This window comes from Caballeronia hypogeia (assembly GCF_001544875.2).
GTDB classification, from domain to species: domain Bacteria; phylum Pseudomonadota; class Gammaproteobacteria; order Burkholderiales; family Burkholderiaceae; genus Caballeronia; species Caballeronia hypogeia.
Map to the genome: position 1 here is coordinate 15384 of NZ_FCOA02000050.1, position 20324 is coordinate 35707.

The 20324-nt window shown below is 65.0% G+C and carries 21 protein-coding genes; 12 read left to right on the top strand and 9 right to left on the bottom strand.

Annotation, left to right across the window (positions count from 1 at the left end):
- Position 1: 1 nt before the first annotated feature.
- From AWB79_RS36130 to AWB79_RS36140, 3 genes are read left to right on the top strand one after another with little or no spacing between them, the layout of a single operon-like run.
- The gene (locus AWB79_RS36130) at positions 2 to 964 is read left to right on the top strand and encodes an NAD-dependent epimerase/dehydratase family protein (protein WP_061172263.1); all 963 of its coding nucleotides are present in this window, start codon (positions 2 to 4) and stop codon (positions 962 to 964) included.
- Between the two features lie 25 nt (positions 965 to 989).
- Positions 990 to 1733: an SDR family oxidoreductase gene (locus AWB79_RS36135; protein WP_061172264.1), complete on the top strand. Its 744-nt coding sequence runs from the start codon at positions 990 to 992 to the stop codon at positions 1731 to 1733.
- 19 nt (positions 1734 to 1752) lie between these two features.
- Positions 1753 to 3294, top strand: a complete 1542-nt coding sequence (locus tag AWB79_RS36140; RefSeq protein WP_061172265.1) for an FAD-dependent oxidoreductase — start codon at positions 1753 to 1755, stop codon at positions 3292 to 3294.
- A 14-nt stretch (positions 3295 to 3308) separates the two neighbouring features.
- On the opposite strand, the gene AWB79_RS36145 is transcribed toward AWB79_RS36140, so the two are convergent.
- Positions 3309 to 4322 carry a LysR substrate-binding domain-containing protein gene (locus tag AWB79_RS36145; protein WP_061172266.1) on the bottom strand — a complete coding sequence of 338 codons (1014 nt, stop codon included), beginning with the start codon at positions 4320 to 4322 and terminating at the stop codon, positions 3309 to 3311.
- 111 nt (positions 4323 to 4433) lie between these two features.
- On the opposite strand from AWB79_RS36145, the gene AWB79_RS36150 reads away from it, so the two are divergent.
- From AWB79_RS36150 to tcuB, 3 genes are read left to right on the top strand one after another with little or no spacing between them, the layout of a single operon-like run.
- Positions 4434 to 5381 carry a LysR family transcriptional regulator gene (locus tag AWB79_RS36150; protein ID WP_061172282.1) on the top strand — a complete coding sequence of 316 codons (948 nt, stop codon included), beginning with the start codon at positions 4434 to 4436 and terminating at the stop codon, positions 5379 to 5381.
- Positions 5378 to 6781 carry an FAD-dependent tricarballylate dehydrogenase TcuA gene (gene tcuA, locus AWB79_RS36155; protein ID WP_061172267.1) on the top strand — a complete coding sequence of 468 codons (1404 nt, stop codon included), beginning with the start codon at positions 5378 to 5380 and terminating at the stop codon, positions 6779 to 6781. Before AWB79_RS36150 ends, tcuA begins: the two co-directional genes overlap by 4 nt.
- Positions 6768 to 7943 (top strand): tricarballylate utilization 4Fe-4S protein TcuB, encoded by a 1176-nt coding sequence (gene tcuB, locus AWB79_RS36160; protein WP_061172268.1) that lies wholly within the window; start codon positions 6768 to 6770, stop codon positions 7941 to 7943. The genes tcuA and tcuB overlap by 14 nt, the downstream gene beginning before the upstream one ends.
- Positions 7944 to 7948: 5 nt before the next feature.
- Here the strand turns inward: tcuB and AWB79_RS36165 are convergent, their stop codons facing one another.
- Entirely contained in the window at positions 7949 to 9484 is a 1536-nt protein-coding gene (locus AWB79_RS36165) for a complex I subunit 4 family protein (RefSeq protein ID WP_061172269.1), read from the bottom strand.
- Positions 9485 to 9859: 375 nt separating this feature from the next.
- On the opposite strand from AWB79_RS36165, the gene AWB79_RS36170 reads away from it, so the two are divergent.
- The gene (locus AWB79_RS36170; protein WP_061172270.1) at positions 9860 to 10108 is read left to right on the top strand and encodes a hypothetical protein; all 249 of its coding nucleotides are present in this window, start codon (positions 9860 to 9862) and stop codon (positions 10106 to 10108) included.
- A gap of 83 nt (positions 10109 to 10191) precedes the next feature.
- Here AWB79_RS36170 and AWB79_RS36175 read toward each other — a convergent pair whose 3' ends face one another.
- From AWB79_RS36175 to AWB79_RS36185, 3 genes are all read right to left on the bottom strand, one after another.
- Positions 10192 to 11532 carry an MFS transporter gene (locus AWB79_RS36175; RefSeq protein WP_332459681.1) on the bottom strand — a complete coding sequence of 447 codons (1341 nt, stop codon included), beginning with the start codon at positions 11530 to 11532 and terminating at the stop codon, positions 10192 to 10194.
- A 59-nt stretch (positions 11533 to 11591) separates the two neighbouring features.
- Positions 11592 to 12173 carry an amino acid synthesis family protein gene (locus AWB79_RS36180; RefSeq protein WP_061172271.1) on the bottom strand — a complete coding sequence of 194 codons (582 nt, stop codon included), beginning with the start codon at positions 12171 to 12173 and terminating at the stop codon, positions 11592 to 11594.
- A 77-nt stretch (positions 12174 to 12250) separates the two neighbouring features.
- Positions 12251 to 13192 carry an NAD(P)-dependent oxidoreductase gene (locus AWB79_RS36185; RefSeq protein WP_232471126.1) on the bottom strand — a complete coding sequence of 314 codons (942 nt, stop codon included), beginning with the start codon at positions 13190 to 13192 and terminating at the stop codon, positions 12251 to 12253.
- A 106-nt stretch (positions 13193 to 13298) separates the two neighbouring features.
- On the opposite strand from AWB79_RS36185, the gene AWB79_RS36190 reads away from it, so the two are divergent.
- From AWB79_RS36190 to AWB79_RS36200, 3 genes are all read left to right on the top strand, one after another.
- On the top strand, positions 13299 to 14222 hold the full coding sequence (locus AWB79_RS36190; RefSeq protein ID WP_061172273.1) for a LysR substrate-binding domain-containing protein: 924 nt from the start codon (positions 13299 to 13301) through the stop codon (positions 14220 to 14222).
- A gap of 61 nt (positions 14223 to 14283) precedes the next feature.
- A complete protein-coding gene (locus tag AWB79_RS36195) occupies positions 14284 to 16077 on the top strand; it encodes an ABC transporter transmembrane domain-containing protein (protein WP_061172274.1) in 1794 nt (597 codons plus the stop codon).
- A 39-nt stretch (positions 16078 to 16116) separates the two neighbouring features.
- Complete coding sequence (locus AWB79_RS36200) at positions 16117 to 16518, top strand: GFA family protein (RefSeq protein WP_061172275.1); 402 nt, start codon at positions 16117 to 16119, stop codon at positions 16516 to 16518.
- An 18-nt stretch (positions 16519 to 16536) separates the two neighbouring features.
- Here AWB79_RS36200 and AWB79_RS40275 read toward each other — a convergent pair whose 3' ends face one another.
- The 4 genes from AWB79_RS40275 to AWB79_RS36215 all read right to left on the bottom strand — a co-directional run bounded on the left by AWB79_RS40275 (position 16537) and on the right by AWB79_RS36215 (position 18398).
- Positions 16537 to 16713, bottom strand: coding sequence for a hypothetical protein (locus AWB79_RS40275; protein ID WP_198399167.1), 177 nt, complete (start codon positions 16711 to 16713; stop codon positions 16537 to 16539).
- Positions 16714 to 16742: 29 nt separating this feature from the next.
- Complete coding sequence (locus AWB79_RS36205) at positions 16743 to 17285, bottom strand: hemerythrin domain-containing protein (RefSeq protein WP_061172276.1); 543 nt, start codon at positions 17283 to 17285, stop codon at positions 16743 to 16745.
- A gap of 76 nt (positions 17286 to 17361) precedes the next feature.
- Positions 17362 to 17724 (bottom strand): hypothetical protein, encoded by a 363-nt coding sequence (locus tag AWB79_RS36210; protein ID WP_061172277.1) that lies wholly within the window; start codon positions 17722 to 17724, stop codon positions 17362 to 17364.
- A gap of 176 nt (positions 17725 to 17900) precedes the next feature.
- Positions 17901 to 18398, bottom strand: a complete 498-nt coding sequence (locus tag AWB79_RS36215; RefSeq protein ID WP_061172278.1) for an ATP-grasp domain-containing protein — start codon at positions 18396 to 18398, stop codon at positions 17901 to 17903.
- Positions 18399 to 18641: 243 nt separating this feature from the next.
- Between AWB79_RS36215 and AWB79_RS36220 the strand changes: the two genes are divergently transcribed.
- Together AWB79_RS36220 and AWB79_RS36225 are read left to right on the top strand one after the other, a co-directional pair.
- Entirely contained in the window at positions 18642 to 19199 is a 558-nt protein-coding gene (locus tag AWB79_RS36220) for a carboxymuconolactone decarboxylase family protein (RefSeq protein WP_061172279.1), read from the top strand.
- 24 nt (positions 19200 to 19223) lie between these two features.
- Positions 19224 to 20069: a helix-turn-helix domain-containing protein gene (locus AWB79_RS36225; RefSeq protein ID WP_061172280.1), complete on the top strand. Its 846-nt coding sequence runs from the start codon at positions 19224 to 19226 to the stop codon at positions 20067 to 20069.
- Positions 20070 to 20324: the final 255 nt, after the last annotated feature.

The window sequence follows — 20324 nt, forward strand, 5'->3', positions numbered from 1 at the left end:
CATGAAGAAGATTCTCGTTACCGGCGCGAGCGGCTGGCTCGGCGCTGAAATCGTGAAGACGCTGCTGGCGCGCGGCGATGCGGTCGTCGCGACCGATATCGTGATCAGCCCGGCGACGCAGGCGCTCGCCGGGCGCTATCCGAAGCTCACCGCCGTCGCCGCCGATCTGTGCGAATGGCCGCAAGTGATGCGCCTGTTCAGCGAACATCGTCCGGACGCGGTGATTCATGCGGCCGCGATCGTCGGCGTGATTCAGTGCGCGGACATTCCCGTGAAGGCGAATCGCGTCAACGTAGAAGGCTCGATCAATCTGTTCGAGGCGATGCGTTTCGCCGGCGTGAAGCGCATCGTGCATGTGAGCACCGAAGAGACTTATGGTGATTTCCTCGCGCCCGTCATCGACGAGGATCATCCGCAAAAGCCCGTGAGCGTGTATGGCGCGACCAAGCTGGCCGTCGAGCACTATGGCCGCATGTATTCGCGCGATCACGGTCTCGAATGCATCAACGTGCGCACGTGCTGGGTCTACGGGCCGCATCTGCCGCGTCTGCGCGTGCCGCGCACGTTCGTCGAAGCCGCGTTGCGCAACGAGCCCTGCCATCTCGACGATGGCGCGCAGCTCGCCGTCGATCAGGTCTATATCGCCGATACCGTCGCGGGCCTTCTTCTCGCGCTCGACAAGGAGAAGCATCGCTACGACAGCTACAACGTGGCGACGGGCGTCGCGCCGACCATCGCGGATGTCGCGGAAGCGGTGAATAGCGCCATTCCGGGCGCGCGCATCAGCGTGGGCAGCAAGGGCGCATACAAACACGGCGGACAGGTGCTGAGCGCGACGAAAGGCGCGCTCGACATCGGCCGCGCACGGGCCGAACTGGGCTACGAGCCGAAATACGATCTGCAACGCGGCATCGAAGCGACCATCGAAGCGACGCGCGCTGCGTTCGCGCGCCACGCGTCCTGAACCGCGCCTCACGAGGAAATACACAATGAACGAGATCAAACCCCTGGCGCTGGTTTTCGGCGGTTCGCGCGGCATCGGCGCGGCGTGCGTGGATGCGCTCGCGCGCAGCGGCGCCGATGTGGCCTTCACGTATGCAAGCCAGTCGTCGGCGGCGCGAGAGTGGGAGGACAAGGCCGGCGCGCATGGTGCGAAGGTGCGCGGTTATCGCGTGGATATCTGCGATGCGAAAGCGGTCGACGACATCTTCGCGCAAGTGCAGCAGGACTTCGGCCGCGCGGTGCGGGCGGTCGTCGCGAACGCGGGCATCAACGTGCCGCCCGCGCCCGTCGCGCAGTTTCCGGACGATGCGTTTCGCAGCCTCGTCGAAGTGAATATCGTGGGCGCGTTCAACGTGCTGCGCGCGGCGGCGCGTGAGGTGAGCGACGGCGGCGCGATCGTCGCGCTGACGACCTCGCTCGTGCGCCATGCGGTGCCGGGCGTGGGTCCGTACAGCGCGACCAAGGCGGCGGTCGAATGTCTCGTGCGTTCGATGTCGAAGGAACTCGCCGCACGCCGCGTGCGCGTGAACGCGGTCGCGCCCGGCCCGGTCGATACCGACCTGTTCCGCGCGGGCAAGACCGACGAAGCGCGTGCGCGTTCGGCGTCGATGAGCCCGCTGAACCGCATCGGCGAACCGCATGAAGTGGCGCAGGTCGTCGCGTTCCTGCTGTCGGACAAGGCGTCGTGGGTCGACGGGCAGATCGTCCAGACCAACGGCGGCATGGTGTGACGCACGCGGGAGCAAGCAGATGCTGACACGTGATCGCAGCCATCATTCGTATTCGCGCGCCGATGAAACGGTGGACGTGCTCGTCGTCGGCGGCGGCGGCGCGGGACTCGCGGCGGCGATCGAAGCCGCGGAATCCGGCGCGCGCGTCGTGCTGCTGGAAAAGAACGACGCGCCCGGCGGATCGACGTCTTGGTCGATCGGCTCGGTGAGCGCATCGCAGACGCCGCATCAGCGCGCGCAGGGCATCGCCGATACGCCCGAGGCGCACTGGGAAGACATGCCGGGCTTCGCGGGCGAACTCGCGCCGCGCGACAACGACGCGTTGCGCCGCGTGCTCTGCGACGCGATGCCGGACACGTTTCAATGGCTGCTCGACAGCGGCATCCGCTTCATGGGGCCGATGCCGGAGCCGCCGCATCGCGTGCCGCGCATGCATAACGTACTGCCGAATTCGCGTTCGTTCATCTATCACCTCACGCGCCGTGCGCAGCGCGCGGACGTGGCGATCCGCGTGCGCGCGCGGGTCGTCGAGCTCGTGTTCGAGAACGGCGATGTCAAGGGCGTGCTCTACGAAGCCGACGGCGCGACGAAGCGCATCGACGCGCGCGGCGGCGTGATTCTCGCGGCGGGAGACTTCACCAACAGCCCGGAGCTGAAGGCGCGTTTCATGGGCGCGCAGGAAGCGAAGGTCGCCGCCGTGAATCCGACCGCCACCGGCGACGGTCAGCGCATGGCGGAGCGCTGCGGCGCGCGCATCGTCAATGGCGATCTGGCGCTCGGGCCGGAGATTCGCTTCATCGCGCCGGCGAAGGAGAACTTCGTGCGCCGCCTGCCGCCGTGGCGCTCGCTCGCGGCCGTCATGCAATGGTCGATGAAGCATCTGCCCGACGCGATCCTGCGTCCGTTCCTGATGAAGTTCCTGACCACCGCGCTGGCCCCCGCGCTCGCGCTGTTCGAAGATGGCGCGCTGCTCGTCAACGCGCGCGGCGAACGCTTCGGCGACGAGACCGACAAGCCCGCGTATCGCTTGCCGGATCAGCCGGACGGCGTGGGCTACATCATCATCGACGGACGCATTGCCGAGCGCTATTCCGCGTGGCCGCATTTCATCTCGACGGCGCCGGGCGTCGCGTATGCGTACCTGGCGGACTACAGGCGCAACCGGCCGGATGTGTATCGCGAGGCGGACAGCATCGAAGGTCTCGCCGCCGCGACCGGCATGAATGCGGCGGCGCTTGCCGAAAGCGTCAAAAGCGCGTCGGGACCACGGACGCTGTCACGCGCGCCGTATATCGCGCTCGGTCCGGTGCGCGCGGTGTTCGTGCATGCGGAAGGCGGTCTGATGGTCGATGAATCGCATCGCGTGCTGGATGCGGGCGGCGCGCCGATCGGCGGATTGCGGGCGGCCGGCTCGACCGGGCAGGGCGGCCTGCTGCTCAAGGGGCACGGTCATCATCTGGCGTGGGCGTTCGCATCCGGACGGCGCGCGGGACGATTCGCCGCGCAGGCGGCGCGTTCCGCACCCGCGGGCGTCACGCCTGAAAAGGCCGCGACCGTATGAGAGAGAACGTCGCTTCAGGCTTCGTGATGCTCGGAAAGATCGTCGTCGAATTCGGCTTCGGTTGCGGCTTCGGGCTCGGGCGTGTCGGCGGACGACATCAGCCGCACGCCCTGCCACGCGTTGCTGTCGACGAGGGTGCGCGCGACGTGCTTCAGTTCGTCCCGCACGATCGCCGCCGCCAGCGACAGCTTCTCTGGCGCGAGCGCGTACAGGTAATTGCGCCGCACCATCTGCGCGTCGGAAATGCGCACGCAGCGCCATTGTTCGGGCGCGTTCTGCAGCGAATAGACGGCCGCCATCGGCTTGATGGTCGCGCCGATGCCGTCGGCCACGCAGTGCATCAGGAGCGGCAGGGAATCGATTTCGGCGACTGCATCGACGGTCAGATTCACGCGATCGAACTCCAGCGTGATGCGGCGGCGCAGACCGTGACCGGGACTCGGCAGAATGAGCGGCAGCTTCGCGAGTTCGGCCAGCGTGATGTCCTCGCGATCCGGCGCGATCATGGTGCTGTCGCGCGGCAGGATCACGAAGAGCTCTTCTTCGAGCAGCGCCTCGACGGTGAGATCGAGCGCCGCCGTGGTGCTGAAGAGAATCGCGAGGTCGAGCTCGCCCAGACGCGTCATGTGCTCCAGATGTCCCGAGAGCGCCTCGACGACGTTGAGCACGATGCCGGGATGCTTCGCGTTCAGATGCTTGATGAGCGGCAGGCCGATCGCGCACACGGTGGTCGGCGCCATGCCGAGATTCACGCGCCCGCTCACGTTCGAATGCTCGCGCCGTGCGACCGCGACTGCCTGATCGAGCTGCCGCAGGATGAAGCGCGCGTGATGGTAGAGCGCGTCGCCGTGATCCGTGGGCCGCACGCCGCGCGACGAGCGCACGAGCAGCGGCTTGCCGACTTCGTCTTCGAGGCGCGTCATCTGCTGGCTCAGCGCGGGCTGCGCGATGAACAACTGACGCGAGGCTTTCGACAGGCTGCCGCTCTCGACGATCTGCACGAAGTACTTCAACTGACGCATGTCCATGTGTGGTCCCCGCGAGTGAGCGTCACGCGCTCCGCATGTCTCCTTTATTGGACGTTACCCATGTCGATTGCAAGTGTGCCGTATGCAAGTGAGGATGAGGCCGAGTTGCCGATCGAACTTCGGCAACTGCGCTATTTCGTCCGGGCGGTTGAACTAGGCAGTATAAGGCGGGCGGCGGCCGAATTGGGAATCGCGGCAGCCGCGCTCACACGCGATCTGGACCGGCTCGAAGCGCAACTGGCCACGCAATTGTTCCGGCGCGCGCGCAACGGACTCGTTCCGACCGACGCCGGCTGCGCTTTTCTGCGTCACGCGCAGCTTACGTTGCGGCACGCGGTGGATGCCGTCGAGGCGGCGCGCGAGCCGCGTCTGGTCGGACATGTGAGCGTCGGCTTGCCGCCGAGCACCGCTTCGATGCTGGGCGTGCCGTTCATGATCGCGATGCGCGAGCGGCATCCGGAATTGCGCGTGCATCTGGTCGAGGCGCTGTCGGGGCATCTGGCCGCGATGCTCGATGCGCGCCAGCTCGATCTCGCCCTCGTCGCGCGCGGCAGCGCGACGCGGCGCTGGCGCGTGTCGCCGCTGCTCGACGAGCGCATGTATCTGATCGGGCGCGCCGATTTGCCGGGTTTTCCCGCGCAGGAAGCGATCGGCCTGGGCCAGTTGGGCGATCTGCCCCTCGTCATGCCGAGCGGCTCGCACGGTCTGCGCTCGCTGCTCGACATCGCGTTCGAGCGGGCCGGCGTGCGGGCGCGCGTCGCCTATGAAATCGACGGCCTCGCGCTGCTGATGGACGCCGTGCGCGCCGGTCTCGGCGCGACGCTGCAGCCCGGCTGCGTCGCACCGCGCGAGCCGGACAGCCCGTTGCGCGCGCTCCTGATCGCTGATTCCGAGGCGCGTCGCCAAACCATGATCGCGAGCCAGGCGGACGACGAACTGTCGCCCGCGGCGCTGGCGGCGCGCGTCGTGCTTTTCGACGTCGCGCGCGAACTGACGGCGGCCGGGCGCTGGCCCGGCACCACGTTCCACGACCTGAACACAGGAAACGAAGAATCATGATCGATGTGCTCGTGATCGGCGGCGGCAATGCCGCGCTGTGCGCCGCGCTGATGGCGCTGGAGGCGGGCGCGAGCGTGCTCATGCTCGAAGCCGCGCCGCGCGAATGGCGCGGCGGCAATTCCATGCACACCCGCAATTTGCGCTGCATGCACGACGAACCGCAGGACGTGCTGGTCGATGCCTATCCCGAAGAAGAGTTCTGGCAGGACCTGCTGAAAGTGACGGGCGGCGCGACCAACGAAGCGCTCGCGCGCCTCGTGATCCGCGCGTCGTCCACCTGCCGGCCGTGGATGCGCAAGCACGGTGTGCGCTTTCAGCCGTCGCTCTCGGGCGCGCTGCATACGGCGCGCACCAACGCGTTCTTCATGGGCGGCGGCAAGGCGCTCGTCAACGCGTACCACCGCAGCGCGGAAGCGCTCGGTGCGCGCGTGCGCTATGACGCGCCGGTGGACCGGCTCGAATTGCGCGATGGCCGTTTCGTCGCGGCGTTCGTCGGCGACGAACGCATCGAGGCGCGCGCGTGCGTGCTGGCGGCGGGCGGCTTCGAATCGAATCGCGAATGGCTGCGCGACGCGTGGGGGCGGAACGACGCGGGCGAGTGGCCAGCCGACAACTTCCTGATTCGAGGCACCCGCTTCAATCGCGGCACGCTGCTGCGCTTCATGGTCGATGCGGGCGCGGACAGCATCGGCGATCCGACCCAGGCGCATATGGTCGCGATCGACGCGCGCGCGCCGCTGTATGACGGCGGCATCTGCACGCGCATCGATTGCGTGTCGCTGGGCGTCGTCGTCAATCGCGACGCGCGGCGCTTCTACGACGAAGGCGAGGATTTCTGGCCGAAGCGCTATGCGATCTGGGGGCGTCTCGTCGCGCAGCAGCCGGGCCAGATCGCGTATTCGATCATCGATGCGAAAGCGGTCGGGCGCTTCATGCCGCCGGTGTTTCCCGGCACGAAGGCGAATTCGCTGCCGGAACTGGCGCGCGCGCTGCAACTGGACGAAGCGCGTTTCATGGCGACGCTCACCGCGTACAACGACGCGTGCCGCCCCGGCGCGTTCGATCACACGAAGCTCGACGATTGCGTGACCGAAGGCCTCGCGCCGCCGAAGACGCACTGGGCGCGCCCCATCGAAACGCCGCCGTTCTATGGTTATGCGCTGCGCCCCGGCGTGACGTTCACCTATCTGGGCCTCAAGGTCGACGACACCGCCGCCGTGCGCTTCGGCGGCGAGGCGAGCCCGAACCTCTTCGTCGCGGGCGAGATGATGGCGGGCAACGTGCTGGGCAAGGGATATACGGCGGGCGTCGGCATGAGCATCGGCACCGCGTTCGGGCGGATCGCGGGCACGCGCGCCGCGCAGGCCGCATTGAAGGAGCGTGAACATGCAGCAGCTTGAAGCGTTGACGCGGGAGGCGAGCGCGCTGGCGCGCGGCGAATCGCGTGTGATTCCCATCCACAGTCTCAGCAGCGAAGAATCGGAAGTCGGGCGCATTCTGCAGATCTGCAATGCGTGCCGCTATTGCGAAGGCTTTTGCGCGGTGTTTCCCGCGATGACGCGCCGGATCGAATTCGGCAAGGCCGACATTCACTATCTCGCCAATCTTTGCCACAACTGCGGCGCGTGTCTGCATGCGTGCCAGTACGCGCCGCCGCATGAGTTCGCGGTGAACGTGCCGCGCGCGATGGCAAAAGTGCGCCTCACGACCTATACGGATTACGCGTGGCCCGCCGCGTTGGGCGCGCTCTACAAGCGCAACGGGCTCACGCTGTCGCTCGCGCTGGTGCTGGGCTTTTCGCTGTTCATGCTGCTCGCGGTGTCGGCGAACGGCACGCTATGGGGCAAGGTGCCCGGCGGCTTCTACGGAATCTTTCCGCACAACTTCCTCGTCGCGATGTTCGGGCCGGTGTTTCTGTTCGCGATGCTGGCGCTCGGAATCGGCGTGCGGCGCTTCTGGCGGCAGGAGGAGGTGGGCGCGGCGTCGAAGGAGGCGGTGAGCGAGTCGGCGCACAACGTCCTCACATTGAAATATCTCGATGGCGGTCACGGCGAAGGCTGCAACAACGCCGACGATGCGTTCACGCACGCGCGCCGGCGCTTTCATCACCTGACCTTCTATGGCTTCATGCTGTGCTTCGCCGCGACGGCCACGGCGACGCTGTATCACTATCTGTTCGGCTGGCACGCGCCCTACGATTTCACGAGGCTGCCGAAGCTGTTCGGCATCACGGGCGGCGTGTCGCTGATGATCGGCACGGCCGGACTGTTCGTGCTGAATCTGCGCCGGCATCCGCTGCAACAGGACCCGGAGCAGAAGCCGATGGACCGCGGCTTCATCGCGCTGCTGTTTCTCACGGCGCTGAGCGGTCTCGCTCTGATGCTGGCGCGCGGCACGAATGCGCTGCCGCTGACCTTGTGCGTGCATCTGGGCTGCGTGATCGCGCTGTTCGCCACGCTGCCGTACGGGAAGTTCGCGCACGGCATCTTTCGTTCAGCCGCCTTGCTCAAATGGTCGATCGAAAGACGGCAGCCGAGCCGGTTGCAGCTCGGCGATGATTGACGCTCTTAACCCGGCGCACGCTCCGCAACCGTTGCGTGACGTGCGTCGTACGACGGCGCGCCGGCATCGTCCGGAAGCGCCGATCCCTGTGTCGCCGAAAGGAAGCTTTCCACCGAAGGCCCGATCGCGTCCGTGAAGGTCTTCGGATGCACGCCGATGCCGAGCACGAGCACGGCCATCGCGCCGAACAGGACGAACTCCCGCTTGCCCAGATCGCGCAGGCCCGCGACGCGTTCGTTCTTGATCGCGCCGAACATGACGCGCTTGTACATCCACAGCGTGTAGGCCGCGCTCAGGATCAGCGACAAGGCCGCCGTCGCGCCGATCCAGAAGTTCACGCGGATGGCGCCCATCAGCACCAGAAACTCGCCGACGAAACCGGACGTGCCCGGCAGGCCGACATTGGCCATCGAGAAGAGCATCGCGTAGGTGGCGAACTTCGGCATGGTGTTCGCGACACCGCCGTAAGCGTCGATCGAGCCGTTGCGCGTGCGGTCGAACAGCACGCCCGTGCACAGCAGCATGGCGCCCGAGACGATGCCGTACGACAGCATCTGCATGACCGCGCCTTCCGCGCCGATACGGTCGAACGTGAAGAGGCCCAGCGTCACGAGACCCATGTGCGCGACCGCCGAGTAGGCGAGCAGCTTGCGCATGTCGGTCTGCGCGAGCGCGACCAGACTGCCGTAGATCACGGCGACGAGCGCCAGCACGATCATCGCCGGGGCGAAGAAGTGCGATGCGTCGGGGACGATCGGCAGCACGAAACGCATCAGGCCATAGCCGCCGATCTTCAGCATGCCGAGCAGCACCGCCGCGCCGGTCGGGCCTTCGGCGTTCACGTCGGGCAGCCACGTATGGACCGGCCACATCGGCACCTTGACGGAGAACGCCGCGAGAAAGCACAGGAAGATCACGATCTGCGGCGTGAAGCCGAGCTTGAGCGTGCGCCACGTGTCGATGTCGAAGGTATGCGCCTGCGTCCACAGGTAGATCAGCGCGGCGAGCATCGCGAGCGAACCCAGGAACGAGATGAAGAAGAAACGGATGGCCGCGTACACGCGCCGTTCGCCGCCGCCCCACGCGCCGATCAGCAGATACAGCGGAATCAGCGCCGCCTCGAAGAACACGAAGAACAGCATGCCGTCGAGCGAGGCGAACACGCCCTGCATGCAGCCCGACAGCACCAGGAACGCACCGTAGTACTGCGCCACCTGCTTCGTCACCGACTGCCACGACGCGATGAAGATGATGAGCGTCGTCACCGCCGTCAGCACGGTGAACCACAGCGAGATGCCGTCCACGCCGAGGTGATACGAAATGCCGAAGTGCGGCAGCCAGTCCACGCGCTCGACGAACTGCATCGCGCTGGAGGACGCATCGAAGCGCGAGAGCAGCGGCACGAGCGGCAGGATGCCGAGAATCGCGCCGAACAACGCGACCGCACGCGAAAGCGTCGCCGATGCGCTGAACGTCAGCACGAAGATGCCGGACACCACTGGAATCCAGATGAGAAAGCTGAGAACTGACGGCAGATGCATACAGGTTGCTTGAAATCGTGCGGAAAACGCGGCGAGCACGCGATGAGCGGATCGTCGGAACTGCGCGGGTGACGGGCGAATGACGCGCGGACAGTTTCGCGGGGCGGAGGTGCGGGGCGCCGTCGAAATGAAACTGAAAGTCTACGTCTTAAGGGTTAACGAGGATAACTCAAAGAAAAGAATTCGGGGGAATTGCGGCGTATCAAATTCATTGCGCCGGATAGCGTTGACAGGTCTGGAGATTTGCGGTCTCGGCCGTGGGAGCGGCGTCGGCGGGTGGTCGGAAGCGGGCGATGCGGCTTTCACGCGCATTCGGGCTTGCCCTGATTTGCCTCATGAAAGCGGGCCCTTAGCCTAGACGACAAGGAGACAGGCATGAAAAAGGCTTTCAATATCGCTGTATTCGTCCTCGTGGCCTGGCTGGTCGCGGACCGCACCGCGCTGCACGGAACGGGGCGCGACGTCGATGCCGCGTCGTGTGTCCGCGGCGCGACGCAGGTCGAGTTCGACGCGCTGGGCAAGGGCTTCAGTCACGCGGCCGCGAGCAGTCAGGGCGACGCGTTCAGGTCGCAATGCCTCGTGATGGGCGGCGCGCGCTCCGACGAGGCCGTGGCGAGCCGGTAAGTTCGGGCGGCGCGATAAAGGATCGCGGGCGCGATGCCGCGATCCTTACATCGTCTTTACGATGCCGGGGTCGCCGGCCAGGCTCAGGTCAGCGCACGTCCTTTGGTTTCCGGCATGATCCAGTACGTGACGAGGCTCACCACGGCGCCAGCGCTCACGTACAGCAGAAACCAGTTCTCGCGATGCTGCGACTGCAGCCACGCCATCAGATAAGGCGTCGTCCCGCCGAGCAGCGCGACCACCGTGTTGTACACCGCGCCGATGCCCACGCCGCGCACCTCCGTGCTGAACATCTCGACCATCACCGCCGGCGCGATCGCCGAATAGAGGCCGTATAGCAGCAGCCCGAACAGGTCGACGAGCAGAATCGAGCCGAGCGACGCGCCCGTCGCCAGCACGACCGGATACACGAACAGCGCATAGCCGAGCGCATATACGATCAGTTGCGGACGCCGGCCGATGCGGTCGGACAGCATGCCGAAGAACGGCTGCGACAACATATAGATGAGCAGGCCGATGGTGCTTGCCGCGTAGGCGGTACCCGGTTCCGCGCCGGCGTGCTGGATCGCGTAGACGGGCAGGTAGGCGGTGAACAGATAAAACGCGAACGCGCCGAGCACGCTGAAGCCGATCAGCCGCCAGGTCGCCGTGCGGTGCTCGCGCAGCAGCCACTTGAGCGAGCGCTTCGGCGCATGCTCGCGGCGCTGCTCCATTTCGAGGAACGCGGGCGTTTCCGAGACCGTGCGGCGAATCCAGAAGCCGACGAGCGCGCCCACGCCGCCAATGAAGAACGGAATGCGCCAGCCGTAATCGGACATCGCCTCGCGCGACAGCAGATGCGTGAGGATCCACGCGAGCGCGGAAGCCATCAGCAGGCCGAGCGCCGTCGTGAAGAACACCCAGCTTCCGAAGAAGCCGCGCTTGTGGGCGGGCGCGGTCTCGCCGACGAAGGTCGTCGCCGCCGCGTATTCGCCGCCCACCGCGAGACCCTGAATCAGCCGGAACAGCACGAGCAGCGCGGGCGCGGCGAGGCCGATGGTTTCGTAGGTCGGCAGCAGCGAGATCGCGAGCGACGAGCCGGCCATCATCGTGATGGATACGGTCAGCGCGGCGCGCCGGCCGAGCCGGTCGGACAGCGTGCCGATCGCCCAGCCGCCGAGCGGGCGCATCGCGAAGCCCACGGCGAAGACCGCGAAGGTGGAGAGCAGCGCCGAGGTCGCGTTGCCCGACGGAAAGAAGCGATGACTGAAGAAGACCGCGAAGGTCGTATAGACCGACCAGTCGAACCACTCGAATGCGTTGCCGATCGTGCCCGCGACCACCGAGCGCACCGGCATGGAGGCGGCCGTCTGCTGACGGCCCATTCGCTCCGCATGCGGCTGCGGATCGTCGAGCGGGGCCGCCGTCGTGTTGTATTGGTTCATCTCGTCTCCGGATATTGTTTTGCGTTGCCGCGCCTGCGTCGGGCGCGTTGCCTCACGGACTAGCGCTGGCCGTCATGCACCGAAACGTCTTCCTTCTTCAGTCCGCCCAGACGCGAGTGCACGCGGCCGCCGGTTCCCATCACGAGCGCGAAGAGAATCTCGCGCGGGCGCGGTGCATCCTGAATGCCGATCTCGATGCTGTTGAAATGGCTGCGCACGTAAGACGCATGGATGTAATGCACCGGCACCATCATCCGGTATCCCGCGACGGCCACGGCCTTGTTGGCGGGCACCATCGCCTTCGGCTGGCCGAGCACTTCGCGCATCGCCCAGCCGCCCGCTTCGTGCCACACCGCGCCATGTTCCATTTCCCCTTCGATGCCGACGATCGCGGCCTTGCTGTACACCTCGATCCTGTCCTTGCCGCCGAGCGTCTGCACCAGTTCGGTCGCGAGTTCATGACCGAGCGCGCGCAGTTCCGCCATGAACGGCATGAGATCGGGCTCGTAGCGGCCAGCATACGGATTCGCGATCACCGCGGCGGCGGCGGCGAGCTTGAGCGGCGCGGCGGGCGCGGGGCCGCCTTCGTGATACGTGGTTTCGACGACGAGACTGCGTTTGCGAATCTGAATGGACGACATGAAGTCTCCTGAAGGCGATGAGATGAGCGCCGCTCGACGATGACGTCGCGGCGCGAGCAAAAAGAAAGGATTCCGCTTCAGGAATCGGCGGTCGCTTCGTTGCGTTGCTGCAGGAAGCGGAAGATCTCGGTGTTGTCCGCGCCGGGTTCGAGTGCGGAGATCGCGTCGGCCCAGACCGAGTTGCACAGATTCAGCTGCGGCGCGTCGATGCCCGTCAGCGATTGCAACGCCGCCGCCGTCGCGATGTCCTTCGCCTGAAGCCGCAACGCGAAACCGCCCGCGAACGTGCCCGGAATGATGAACTGATTGAGCTTGGTCTCCGTCGCGACGTTCCTGCCGCTCGATGCGTTGAGCACTTCGGCGAAGCGCGTCAGGTCGAGATCCAGTCGCGATGCGATCAGCAAGGCTTCGGATGCGGCGAGCAGGCCCGCTGCATAGACATAGTTGTTCAGCGCCTTCATGGCGTGCGCGGAGGCGACCTTGCCCGTGCGGATGATGTTCGTGCCCATCTTTTCGAGCACCGGGCGCGCGCGCTCGCATGCCGCATCCGGGCCGCCGGCCATGATCGTCAGTGTGCCCGAGCGCGCCTTGGCCACCGCGCCAGAAACGGGTGCGTCCACCAGCGTCGAGCCGGCGGAGGCGAGCAGTTCCGCGAGCTTCTGCGTCTCGCCGGGATTCGACGAACCCATGTCGATGACGATCGAATCCGGCGCGAGCACGCCGGCGAGTCCGGCGCGATCCGCGTCGCCCGCGATCACGGCGTTCGTGATGACGCTGTTGGGCAGCATCGTGATGACCATCTCGACGGACGCGAACTCGTCGAGCGCGGTGGCGCGCGTGAGCGTCGTGCCCCAGGCCGGATGCGTCGCGAGTTTGTCGAAGGGCGCGTTCTGTGTATCGAAAGCGAGGATATGGAACGCGTCGTGGCTCGCGAGATTCTCCAGCATCGGCAAGCCCATCATCCCGAGACCGATAAAGCCGATTCGCAGGGGCTCGCGCCGCATATAAGTTTCAGACATCGATTTCTTCTCCGTTGGTCGCTCAAAGCGTACCCGCGAACGGCCGGATTGCCTTATGTTAAATGTCGTGTAGGGTATAGCTTTCTGTTATCGGAGACCCTGCGAAATGCGCTTCAGGCTGCGGCAGATGGAAGCTTTCCGGGCGGTCATGCTGACCGGTTCCATGAACGGCGCGGCGCGTCTGCTCTACATCTCGCAGCCCGCGGTCAGCCGTCTCATCGCGCATACGGAGCAGACGCTCGGCCTGCGTCTGTTCGACCGCGACCGCGGCAAGCTCACGCCGACCGCCGAAGCGCAACTGCTCTTCAAAGAGGTCGAAACGATGTTCGAGGAGGCCGTGCGCATCGACGACTTCGCGCGCGATCTGTCATCGAATCCGGCTGGCGCATTACGGTTCTGTTGCAGCCCGAGTCTCGCGCTGAACTTCCTGCCGCCTGTGATCGCAAGTTATATGAAGGCGTTTCCGCAAGTACGGCTCAAGTTCCATACGACGCTGCTTTCGAACATCGCCGACGAGCTGCTCGCGCGGAAGGTCGAAATGGCCGTTTCCGTTTTGCCGCTCGATCATCCGAATCTCATCGTCGAGCCGTTCGCGGCGGGGCGCATGGTGTGCATCCTGCCGGTCGGTCATCCGCTCGAATCGCAGGAAGAGGTGGAACTGCATCAGATTCCGGACTATCCGCTGATCGGCTATGCGCGCAACATTCCGTTCGGGCGGATCATGTCCGGCGCGTTCGAGCGCGCGGGTATTCCGTGGCGCGTCGCCGTGGAGATCGTGCGGGCGGAGTCGGCGTGCGCGTTCGTGCGCGAGGGCATCGGCATTGCGATCGTCGATGAATTTTCGGTCGCGGGGCACGGCTGGGCGGGCGTGGTGGTCAAGCCGCTGCGCGAGGAGATTCCGCTGACGCTCAGCCTGTTGCGCTCGCGCTTCGACCGGCCTTCGTCACATGCGCAGTCGCTCGCCCGGATGATTCGCGAGCATGCAAAGCGCACCGGTCGCGGGATCGGCGGGCATGCGGCGGAGCGCTGAGGCGCTGTACGCGCCGCTCGGTGACACAATCCCTCTTTCGCAAATTCTTCGAGGACCCTCCATGCCCGATGCCGCCGCGCCCGCGCGACGTGACGCGCCACCCAAGCGACGTGTCGCTCCGCTTATGGCCTTGCTGCCGTTCCTGCGCCCATACGCCGGACGCTGGACGCTCGCGTTCCTCGCGCTGCTGACATCGGCGGGCGCGACGCTCGCGCTGCCGGTGGCGTTCCGGTATCTGATCGATCGCGGCTTCGCGAGCGGCGAGCGCACGCATATCGACCGATACTTCATCGCGCTGTTCGTCGTCTCGCTGATTCTCGCCGCCGCGACGGCGCTGCGCTTCTATTGGGTGTCGTGGCTCGGCGAACGCGTCACGGCCGATATGCGGCGCGCCGTCTACGATCACGTCATGCGCATGAGCCCGCAGTTCTTCGAAACCACGCAGACGGGCGAAGTGCTGTCGCGGCTCACCACGGACACGACGCTGATCCAGACCGTGGTCGGCACGAGTCTGTCGCTCGGACTGCGCAATCTCCTGCTGACGATCGGCGGCATCGCGATGCTGATCGCGACGAGCCCTGTGCTGTCCGGCTACATCATCGTGACGCTGGTCGTGGTGGTCGCGCCCATCGTCGTGTTCGGGCGGCGCGTGCGGCGGCTTTCGCGCGCGAGCCAGGACAAGATCGCGAACGCCAGCGCGCTCGCGGGCGAAGTGCTCAACGCGATGCCGACCGTGCAGTCGTACACGCAGGAGAGCCACGAGGCGCACCGCTTCGGTGGCGCGGTGGAAGCGGCTTTCGATACGGCGCTCACGCGCATCCGCGCCCGGGCCGCGCTGACGGCCGTGGTGATCGTATTCGTCTTCGCGGCCGTCGTGTTCGTGCTGTGGCTCGGCGCTCAGGCGGTGCTAGCCGGAAACATGACGGCGGGCCAGTTGTCGCAGTTCATCCTGTATGCGGTTTTCACGGCGGGCGCGGTGGGCGCCGTCGCGGAAGTGTGGGGTGATCTGCAGCGGGCCGCGGGCGCGACGGAACGCCTGCTGCAACTGCTCTCCGCACATTCGCCGGTGGCGGAGGCCCGGACCACGGTGCCGCTGCCGGCGCACGGCGAAGGCATCCGTTTCGACAATGTGGGCTTTTCGTATCCGTCGCGTCCGGGCATTGCCGCGCTTTCGGGCTTCTCGCTCGATGTGCGCCCGGGCGAGCATGTCGCGCTGGTCGGGCCGTCGGGCGCGGGCAAGACCACGCTGTTCCAGTTGCTGTTGCGGTTCTACGATCCGCAGTCCGGCGCGATACTGATCAACGGCGTGCCGACGCAGCAGGTGTCGTTCGCCTCGTTGCGCCGGGCGATCGGCGTCGTGCTGCAGGAGTCGGTGATCTTCTCGGGCAGCGTGCTCGACAACATCCGCTACGGGATGCCTGACGCGACCTTCGCCGAAGTACAGCGCGCCGCCGAAATGGCCGCGGCCGCGGGCTTCATCGGCGAACTGCCGCAAGGCTATGACACGTTCCTCGGCGAGCGTGGCGTGCGCCTGTCCGGCGGACAGCGCCAGCGACTCGCGATCGCGCGCGCGATACTCAAGAACCCGCCTATCCTGCTCCTCGACGAAGCGACGAGCGCCCTCGATGCCGCGAGCGAACGGCTCGTGCAGAAGGCGCTGGATAACGCGGCGCTGAATCGCACGACGCTTGTCATCGCTCATCGGCTGGCGACGGTGCAGCAGGCCGACCGCATCGTCGTGATGGATCAGGGGCGCATCGTCGCGCAGGGCCGGCATGCGGAGCTTCTGCAAAGCTCACCGTTGTACGCGCAGCTTGCGGCGCTGCAGTTCGGCGATCCTGTGAGAACGATCTGACGAGCTTCGATGCCCGAGCGTCATCTCTGGAGTTCCGTCATGAAGTCATTGCTTGCCGGTGGATGTCTCTGCGGTGCCGTCCATTATTCGGTACAGGACGAATTCGTCTACGCGCTGAACTGCCATTGCTCGAACTGTCGACGCGCGACGGGAGCGGCGTTCAAGCCCTTCGCGGGCATCGAGCGCGACAAGCTGCGCATTACTCAGGGGCAGGACGACGTGTCGATTTTCGGCGACGCGCAGGCAACGCACGATGTGCACTGCGGGACGTGCGGAAGCCTTCTGTTTTCGGTCGTGCGTGACGGCGAATACGCTCACGTCACGTTGGGTACGCTCGCAGACGCGCCTTCGATTCGTCCCACGGCGCATATCTTCGTGGGATCGAAGGCGCCGTGGTATTCGATCACAGACGATCTGCCGCAATACGATGAATTCGAGTGACCGATAGCGCGTTCGTCCTCACCTCCGCCCGCGCCGCTTCTTCGGCTTGGGCGGCGTGAGCGCCGCCGTCCAGATCGCGTTCGCCTGCCGTTTCGCCTGAGCGCTCGCGCGGCCTCGCGTCGCGCCGATTACCGCGTTCGCGCCCGAAAGCCACATGCTCAGAAACGGATTCTTCTTCAGCCAGGGATTCTTCATGGTCCGGTCCCGGTAAGCGTCGGTCGATATCAGTGCAGGCGCATGCTGTTGTCGCCCGCGTCTTTCGGGATTTTCGATTCCAGTTGCTTCTTGCGCTGCTCGAGCTTTCTGCCGAGCGCGTCCAGATCGACGCCTGACTTTCGCAACTTGGGGAACAGTTCCTTTTCTTCCTCATCGATATGATGGCGGACCATCTCGCTCAGCACCTTGAACGTGGCGTCGAACCCTGTTTCGCCCGCCTTGATCTTCGTGAACTTCTCGATCAGCACCTTCACGAGAAAGTGCTCGACATATGCTTCCTCGACATCCGGCCGCTCGTCTTCGTCGAGCGCCTGCTGCGCGGCGGGGTAGAGCAGTTCTTCCTCGATCATCGCGTGAACGGTCAGCTCCTCGCATGCGCGCCGCACGAGCGCGGCCCTGGCGTCGAGGTCGTCTTTCGATGCTTTCTCGAATGCATCGAAGAGCTTTTGCACGGCGCGATGATCGTCGGTCAGCACCTGAATGGCGTCCTGACCATGCGTGGCGCGGGTGGTCGCGGCGGTCGTGGCTTGCGTGGGGGCCTGGCGGGGCATCGTGTCCTCCGTTCCGGAATGGGGATGGTTCCGGAATGGAGCAATGCGCGGACCTGAGGCTAGTCTTTCGACGCATTCAAGCGGCGAGCGGGACGTCCTCGATCAGGCTTGCGCGCAGCACGCGAATCCGCCGATCGACGAAATAGCCGCCGCCTTCGGTGTAGCGCAGATAAAGCCGTCCGCACGACGAACACTCCCACACGCCGCAGCGGTTGTACGGAAAGTAGCGCGGCGCGACGGGCGCATCCGCCGACCAGTAATCGATCTTGCCGGGCAGATATTCGGCGAAGGTCGGTTCCGGATCGTCTTCCGGGAGCAAGGTCCCGATCTCGCGCAACAGCGTTTCGTCGAGCGAAAGCGGCTGCGAGTGCCAGCCGTCGAGCGGCGTTTTGGTGCACGCGCACGGGCCGGGCGCGCGGGCTTCCGCGATCGATTTCAGCGCCGCCTCTGTTCCACGTTCAGCCGGTCACGCTGTCGGCAGACATCACGATGACCTTCGCAGTGCGGGGCGTGACATCGTTCTTCCGGGGAAAGGCTCAGCAATCTTCGCGTTCAGGCTGATGGTCGCGGGTGATGTGATGTGGACGAGCCACTTTCGCGGGCGGCGATCACCACTTATTGCTGGTTCCAGAAAGAGCCGGGCTCCAGAAATTCCCGGTAGAAGGCCATCGCCATTTCGCGGATTGCGAGGATGACATCAGACTTCGTCAGCCCGTTCGGCGGCCCGGATGGCGTGTTGTTCACATCGACGATCCAGATGTCGCCCGAACGGCGATCCCTCAGTACATCGAGCTCGCCGTAATCGAGGTGAGCATCGCGGCAGAATCGGAGGATCTGGTCCACCTCGGTCTCTGACAGAAAGTTGGGTGTCGAGCTGATCGTCGCTGTTCTGTTCGCATTAGAGAAGCGGGTGTTGAGGCTGCGTTTCTTGATGTAGACAAACGGGATCGAATTCCCGATCACCGGCACCCTGATGTCGTAGACGTTCTCATCGTCGTAGCGGTTATCGATCACTCGCTGAACGACCGAGTGCGGCAGATCCTTCGGGTCGATGTCCTTGCCGTTGACGATTCGGTAATTCGCCGCCTGCGAGTCGCCGTGACCAGCTGACACAGTTCGCCGCCGAGAGCACCGTCTGGAATCGCATTGTAAGCCTTTGATTATATTGGTGGAAGATTGTCCGATTGCGTACACATCGCGCAATGCTTAAAACTTACCTAATTAATTGATACGCAACGGAAATGTTCAAGAACTCGTAATTACATGCGATGTAATTGGCTCGATTCACGCGCGCCTCTACTCTTGGGCTGTCGCGCTTCTCGCTTTCGAAAAGCGCTCAACGCCCAAGGAGACACCATGTGTAGCTATCCTGTTCACACGATCGAATCCGCGCCTGAGCAATCCCGGCCCGCGCTCCGGCAATTGCAGCAATCGTTCGGCACGGTTCCGAACATCGCGGCGAAGATGGCCGCATCGCCAGTGCTGATCAATGCGTTCATCGGCCTGTTCGAGCGCGTTCATGCGAGCAGCCTGACCGAGCCGCAGATTCAGACGCTGTTGTTGACCAACGCGGTCGAGAACGCGAGCGAATGGCCGGTCGCGTTTCACACGGCGCTCGCGTTGCGGCAGGGCGTGCAGCCCGCCGACGTCGAAGCGATCCGGCAAGGCGCGTTGCCGGCGGACGCCGGACTGGCTGCGTTGTCGGCGCTGGCGCGCGCATTGATCGGCAGGCGTGGCCGGCTCGTCGAATCGGAGCAGCGAAAGTTTCTGGATGCGGGCTTCAGCACCGAGCAGATACTCGAGGTCATCGCGGTGGTCGCCGCATCGACGATCACCAACTACACCAGCAGCGTGACGCGCCCGGCGCTCGAAACGCAGTTCGAAGCGTTCGCCTGGCACGCGCCCGCAGCTTGAACCTGCTTCATGCCTGGAGATTCGATGAGCGCCACACGTCCCGACCTGAATGCATCGCCCGGTGAGCTCGGCGATTTGCTGCGCTATTGGCGCGACGTGCGCGGCATGAGTCAGCTCGATCTCTCGCTGGAGGCCGGCGTCTCGCAACGACAGATCAGCTTTATCGAAAGTGGGCGCAGCGTGCCGGGCCGCGACACGCTTCTGACGCTCGCGCAAACGCTCGACGTGCCTCTGCGCGAGCGCAATTTCTTGCTGCTCGCTGCGGGCTATGCGCCGGTGTATTCGGAGGCGCCGTGGAATGCGCAGGAAATGCACGGCGTGATCCGCGCGCTCGAACGGGTGGTGCGACAGCACGAACCGTTTCCCGCAATCGTGATGGACCGTCACTGGAACGTGCTGATGAACAACGACGCCGCGCCGCGCTTCTTCGGCTGCTTCATCGACATGGCCGCGCGCCAGGGTCCACGCAACATGCTGCATCTGATCTTCGATCCGGAAGGAATGCGCCCGTTCGTGGCCGATTGGGATACCGTCGCGCGCAGCCTGTTGCAGCGGGTGTATCGGGAATCGGTGGGACACGCGGTCGATGCCGGCACGCGGCGTCTGCTCGACGAGCTGCTTGCGTATCCGGACGTGCCGCGTGACTGGAACGCGCACGATGGACGATCCGCCACGCCGACGATGCCCGTCATTCCGATCGGTTTCGAAAGCGAAGGCGCCGTACTCCGCTATTTTTCGATGGTGACGACCGTGGGTGCGCCGCAAACCGTCGCGACGCAGGAACTGCGACTGGAATGCATGTTCCCGGTTGACGACGAAACGGAGGCGCGTCATAGGCGATTGCTCGCCGCTCGCTCGAAGGCCAAGTGAGAGTATCGCTTATCCTCAGATTCCTCCTGGCTCAGATTCGGATTTTTCGCACTGTCTTTTGTTACCTCGTTTGGCGAGACTCCGGTCCAGAAATTATAAAATTCGGATAACAGAAAAACATGCAAACAAATAAAGCACGGGAATTCGCACGCAGCGCCGATTCCAGCCGTCACATTTTCATCTATTCGGATTGCATATAAATAAATGAACTGGTTCGAAGATAAAACGAAAATTCACACGTGCGTGCTTGGTGTA

Excerpts from the sequence above, each read along its gene's own strand:
- AWB79_RS36195 (WP_061172274.1), top strand. The coding sequence starts at position 14,284 with ATGCCCGATGCCGCCGCGCCCGCGCGACGTGACGCGCCACCCAAGCGA.
- AWB79_RS40275 (WP_198399167.1), bottom strand. The coding sequence starts at position 16,713 with ATGAAGAATCCCTGGCTGAAGAAGAATCCGTTTCTGAGCATGTGGCTT.
- AWB79_RS36175 (WP_332459681.1), bottom strand. The coding sequence starts at position 11,532 with ATGAACCAATACAACACGACGGCGGCCCCGCTCGACGATCCGCAGCCG.
- AWB79_RS36225 (WP_061172280.1), top strand. The coding sequence starts at position 19,224 with ATGAGCGCCACACGTCCCGACCTGAATGCATCGCCCGGTGAGCTCGGC.
- tcuA (WP_061172267.1), top strand. The coding sequence starts at position 5,378 with ATGATCGATGTGCTCGTGATCGGCGGCGGCAATGCCGCGCTGTGCGCC.
- AWB79_RS36140 (WP_061172265.1), top strand. The coding sequence starts at position 1,753 with ATGCTGACACGTGATCGCAGCCATCATTCGTATTCGCGCGCCGATGAA.
- AWB79_RS36190 (WP_061172273.1), top strand. The coding sequence starts at position 13,299 with ATGCGCTTCAGGCTGCGGCAGATGGAAGCTTTCCGGGCGGTCATGCTG.
- AWB79_RS36170 (WP_061172270.1), top strand. The coding sequence starts at position 9,860 with ATGAAAAAGGCTTTCAATATCGCTGTATTCGTCCTCGTGGCCTGGCTG.
- AWB79_RS36165 (WP_061172269.1), bottom strand. The coding sequence starts at position 9,484 with ATGCATCTGCCGTCAGTTCTCAGCTTTCTCATCTGGATTCCAGTGGTG.
- AWB79_RS36145 (WP_061172266.1), bottom strand. The coding sequence starts at position 4,322 with ATGGACATGCGTCAGTTGAAGTACTTCGTGCAGATCGTCGAGAGCGGC.
- tcuB (WP_061172268.1), top strand. The coding sequence starts at position 6,768 with ATGCAGCAGCTTGAAGCGTTGACGCGGGAGGCGAGCGCGCTGGCGCGC.
- AWB79_RS36130 (WP_061172263.1), top strand. The coding sequence starts at position 2 with ATGAAGAAGATTCTCGTTACCGGCGCGAGCGGCTGGCTCGGCGCTGAA.
- AWB79_RS36200 (WP_061172275.1), top strand. The coding sequence starts at position 16,117 with ATGAAGTCATTGCTTGCCGGTGGATGTCTCTGCGGTGCCGTCCATTAT.
- AWB79_RS36185 (WP_232471126.1), bottom strand. The coding sequence starts at position 13,192 with ATGTCTGAAACTTATATGCGGCGCGAGCCCCTGCGAATCGGCTTTATC.
- AWB79_RS36180 (WP_061172271.1), bottom strand. The coding sequence starts at position 12,173 with ATGTCGTCCATTCAGATTCGCAAACGCAGTCTCGTCGTCGAAACCACG.
- AWB79_RS36135 (WP_061172264.1), top strand. The coding sequence starts at position 990 with ATGAACGAGATCAAACCCCTGGCGCTGGTTTTCGGCGGTTCGCGCGGC.
- AWB79_RS36205 (WP_061172276.1), bottom strand. The coding sequence starts at position 17,285 with ATGCCCCGCCAGGCCCCCACGCAAGCCACGACCGCCGCGACCACCCGC.
- AWB79_RS36220 (WP_061172279.1), top strand. The coding sequence starts at position 18,642 with ATGTGTAGCTATCCTGTTCACACGATCGAATCCGCGCCTGAGCAATCC.